The sequence below is a fragment of the Avibacterium endocarditidis genome, from assembly GCF_002921145.1.
In the GTDB taxonomy this organism is placed as follows: Bacteria; Pseudomonadota; Gammaproteobacteria; order Enterobacterales; family Pasteurellaceae; genus Avibacterium; species Avibacterium endocarditidis.
This window is the reverse complement of record NZ_PQVI01000012.1, coordinates 1-3,100: the sequence shown is the minus strand read 5'-3', so window position 1 is coordinate 3,100 and position 3,100 is coordinate 1. Positions and strand designations below refer to the sequence as shown.

3 protein-coding genes and 1 pseudogene (1 of these 4 cut by a window edge) are annotated in these 3,100 nt (G+C 41.7%); 2 read left to right on the top strand and 2 right to left on the bottom strand.

Features of this window, described 5'->3' with window-relative positions:
* Positions 1 to 355 (bottom strand): annotated as a pseudogene (locus C3Z13_RS01435) (NADP-dependent malic enzyme) (it extends 1,915 nt beyond the left edge of the window).
* A gap of 251 nt (positions 356 to 606) precedes the next feature.
* Between C3Z13_RS01435 and rsuA the strand changes: the two are divergent.
* Positions 607 to 1,302 (top strand): 16S rRNA pseudouridine(516) synthase RsuA, encoded by a 696-nt coding sequence (gene rsuA / locus C3Z13_RS01430; RefSeq protein ID WP_103854782.1) that lies wholly within the window; start codon positions 607 to 609, stop codon positions 1,300 to 1,302.
* 7 nt (positions 1,303 to 1,309) lie between these two features.
* Positions 1,310 to 2,506, top strand: coding sequence for a Bcr/CflA family multidrug efflux MFS transporter (locus C3Z13_RS01425; protein ID WP_103854774.1), 1,197 nt, complete (start codon positions 1,310 to 1,312; stop codon positions 2,504 to 2,506).
* On the opposite strand, the gene cueR is transcribed toward C3Z13_RS01425, so the two are convergent.
* Positions 2,491 to 2,898: a Cu(I)-responsive transcriptional regulator gene (cueR, locus tag C3Z13_RS01420; protein WP_103854773.1), complete on the bottom strand. Its 408-nt coding sequence runs from the start codon at positions 2,896 to 2,898 to the stop codon at positions 2,491 to 2,493. The genes C3Z13_RS01425 and cueR overlap by 16 nt on opposite strands.
* Positions 2,899 to 3,100 lie beyond the last annotated feature (202 nt).

The window sequence follows — 3,100 nt, the reverse complement described above, 5'->3', positions numbered from 1 at the left end:
AATTTATCAGGATCTTTTCATCAATTTCAATATCAAACACATCTACGCCAGCGAACTTTTTAAATAGCACGCCTTTCCCTTCCATTACGGGTTTGCCTGCTAAGGCGCCGATATTACCTAAGCCTAGCACCGCCGTTCCATTAGAAATTACCGCAACGAGATTGCCGCGAGCGGTGTATTTATAAGCATTGGCAGGATCTTTTTCAATTTCTAAACAAGGCTCTGCCACTCCCGGTGAATAAGCTAAAGCAAGATCACGCTGTGTGGCGAGAGATTTGGTTGGGGTAACTTCAATTTTTCCCGGCTTTGGAAATTCGTGGAAATCAAGCGCCGCTTGGCGTAATTGTGCGTCCATAAAACAGTCCTTATAACAATTTGAAAAGGTTGTGAGAATAATTCAACGCCCTATTATAGGCGAAAAAATCAGAAAATCTGTGATTTACAACACATTATTTACAATTCATTCACAAAATCAACCGCACTTTTGTTTTCGGTGTAGCTAGGGGCTTCTCACCAAGAGAAGCACTCTTGATTTTGAACAGCCCCTAGGGTTTTATGCCGAGATGTTGTACAATGTTTCGCTTTTATAAACGAGAAAATCACGCAATGAGATTAGATAAATTTTTAGCCGAGCAAACAGGACTAACGCGCTCTCAAGCCAATAAAGCACTACGCCAAAGTGCGGTGCAAATTAATGGAAAAATTGAGAAAAGCGGCGCAACCAAAGTGAGTGCGGAAGATGAGATTTACTTTGATGGTGAACGCCTTACTTGGTTTGAAGCGGGGCAGTATATTATGCTGAATAAACCGCAAGGCTATGTTTGCTCCAATGATGATGGCGATTATCCGACAATTTATCAATTCTTTGATTATCCCCTTGCCGGCAAATTGCACAGCGCAGGACGCTTAGATGTGGATACCACAGGGCTGGTGTTGCTCACCGATGATGGGCAGTGGTCGCATCGCATCACTTCACCAAAACATCATTGCGAGAAAACCTATTTGGTTACCCTTGCCGATCCCGTAGAAGATCATTATCAACAAGCCTGCTCCGAAGGCATTTTATTGCGTGGTGAAAAACACCCTACCAAGCCTGCTAAACTTGAAATTATTGATGATTACAATGTGAATCTCACCCTAAGTGAAGGGCGTTATCATCAAGTAAAACGAATGTTTGCCGCCTTAGGCAACAAAGTGATTGGACTGCATCGCTGGAAAATTGGCGATGTGGTGCTAGATGATCATTTAGAAGAAGGGGAATACCGTCCTTTAAGCGCAGAAGAATTAAACGCATTAAAATAAGGATAGCATTTTGAGCGAAAAAACGATTCATAAACCCAGCTTTATTTTCATTTTGACCCTTGGGCTACTTTCAATGTTGCCGCCGCTTGGGGTAGATATGTATTTGCCTGCCTTTTTGCGAATGTCGCAAGATTTGCACGTTAGCCCTGAACAAATTCAGCATACCCTAACCTTTTTCGCTTATGGTATGGCAGCAGGACAGCTTTTCTGGGGGCCTGTGGGCGATAGCTATGGGCGTAAACCCATTATTCTGCTAGGCGTGATTGTCAGTGCCATTACCGCGTTAATTCTCACAACAATTAATCAAATTGGCAGTTTTACCGTGCTACGCTTTATGCAAGGCTTTTTTGGTGCTGCGCCCGTAGTTTTAGTGGGCGCACTATTACGCGATCTTTTCAGTAAAAATGAACTTTCTCGCACAATGTCCACAATCACCCTTGTGTTTATGATCGCCCCACTGGTTGCACCAATTATTGGTGGCTATTTGGTAACTTATTTCCATTGGCACTCGATCTTTTATGTGATTGCGGTAATGGGGGCGCTAAGTACCTTGCTGGTGTTTTTCATCATTCCTGAAACCCATAAAAAAGAAAATCGCATTCCCTTACGCTTAAATATTGTAGTGCGCAATTTTGTGAATTTATGGCAGAAAAAAGAAGTGTTGGGTTATATGTTTATGAGCGCCTTTGGCTTTGGTGGCTTGTTTGCGTTCTTAACCGCGGGATCGATCGTATATATCGGCATTTATGGCATTCCAGAGCAAAACTTTGGTTATTTCTTTATGCTAAATATTAGCGTGATGACTTTAGGATCGTTTTTAAACGGACGCTTGGTAACCAAAGTCGGCGCAGAAAAAATGTTGCAAACAGGTTTGATCATTCAATTTCTTGCGGCGATTTGGCTATTATTAGTGGTGTTTTTCGATCTTGGCTTTTGGTCAATGGCCATTGGCGTAGCACTGTTTGTTGGGCAGAATTCACTCATTAGCTCAAACGCAATGGCATCAATTTTAGAAAAATTCCCAGCGATGGCAGGCACTGCAAATTCAATGGTGGGCAGTGTACGTTTCGGCACGGGCGCTTGTGTGGGATCGCTCGTTGCATTAATGAAAATTAACAGCGCCGCGCCAATGCTTTTAACCATGGTCGGCTGCTCATTTTTAGCGGTCAGCTGCTATTATTTCTTAACCTACAAACGCCTATAATTTCGTTTTTCCGTTAGCCCTGAAAGAATAGAACAATCAGGGCTATCATTTCCTTGGCAGGAACAGTGCCAACGTTGCAACAAATCCAACATTTCTTGTAAGCTCGCAATCTTATCTTTTAGCTCTGTAATATGTTGTTCTGTAATGGCTTTTACTTCGCGACTGGTGCGATTCGGATCGCTATTTAACCTTAACAATTCGCGAATTTGTTGCAATGAAAATCCCACTTTACGCGCGTTACTAATAAAGCGCAGCTGGCTTAAATCCTGCTCAGAATAAAAGCGATAACCTGATAAAGTACGTTGCGCCTCTGGCAATAAGCCCGCTTTTTCATAATCCCGAATTTGCTTGGCGGATAAACCTGCTTTTTCGGCTGCTTGGCTGATGTTCATTTTTTCCCCATTTTATTTGTAAGTTTTTGCAAAGAACTTTTTAAGTTTCTACCTGACTAATCCAACGACCATTTAATGATCATTTTGAAAATTAGGACATTATTTTTATGTTATTTTCTCGGTTTAAATTAAAAAGCTCAACCCTTATTGCACTGGTTACGCTTTATTTTACTTTAGTGCTAAATATTGCATTTTACAAAAA

Coding starts and splice junctions, on each gene's coding strand:
- rsuA (WP_103854782.1), top strand. CDS start 607: ATGAGATTAGATAAATTTTTAGCCGAGCAAACAGGACTAACGCGCTCT.
- cueR (WP_103854773.1), bottom strand. CDS start 2,898: ATGAACATCAGCCAAGCAGCCGAAAAAGCAGGTTTATCCGCCAAGCAA.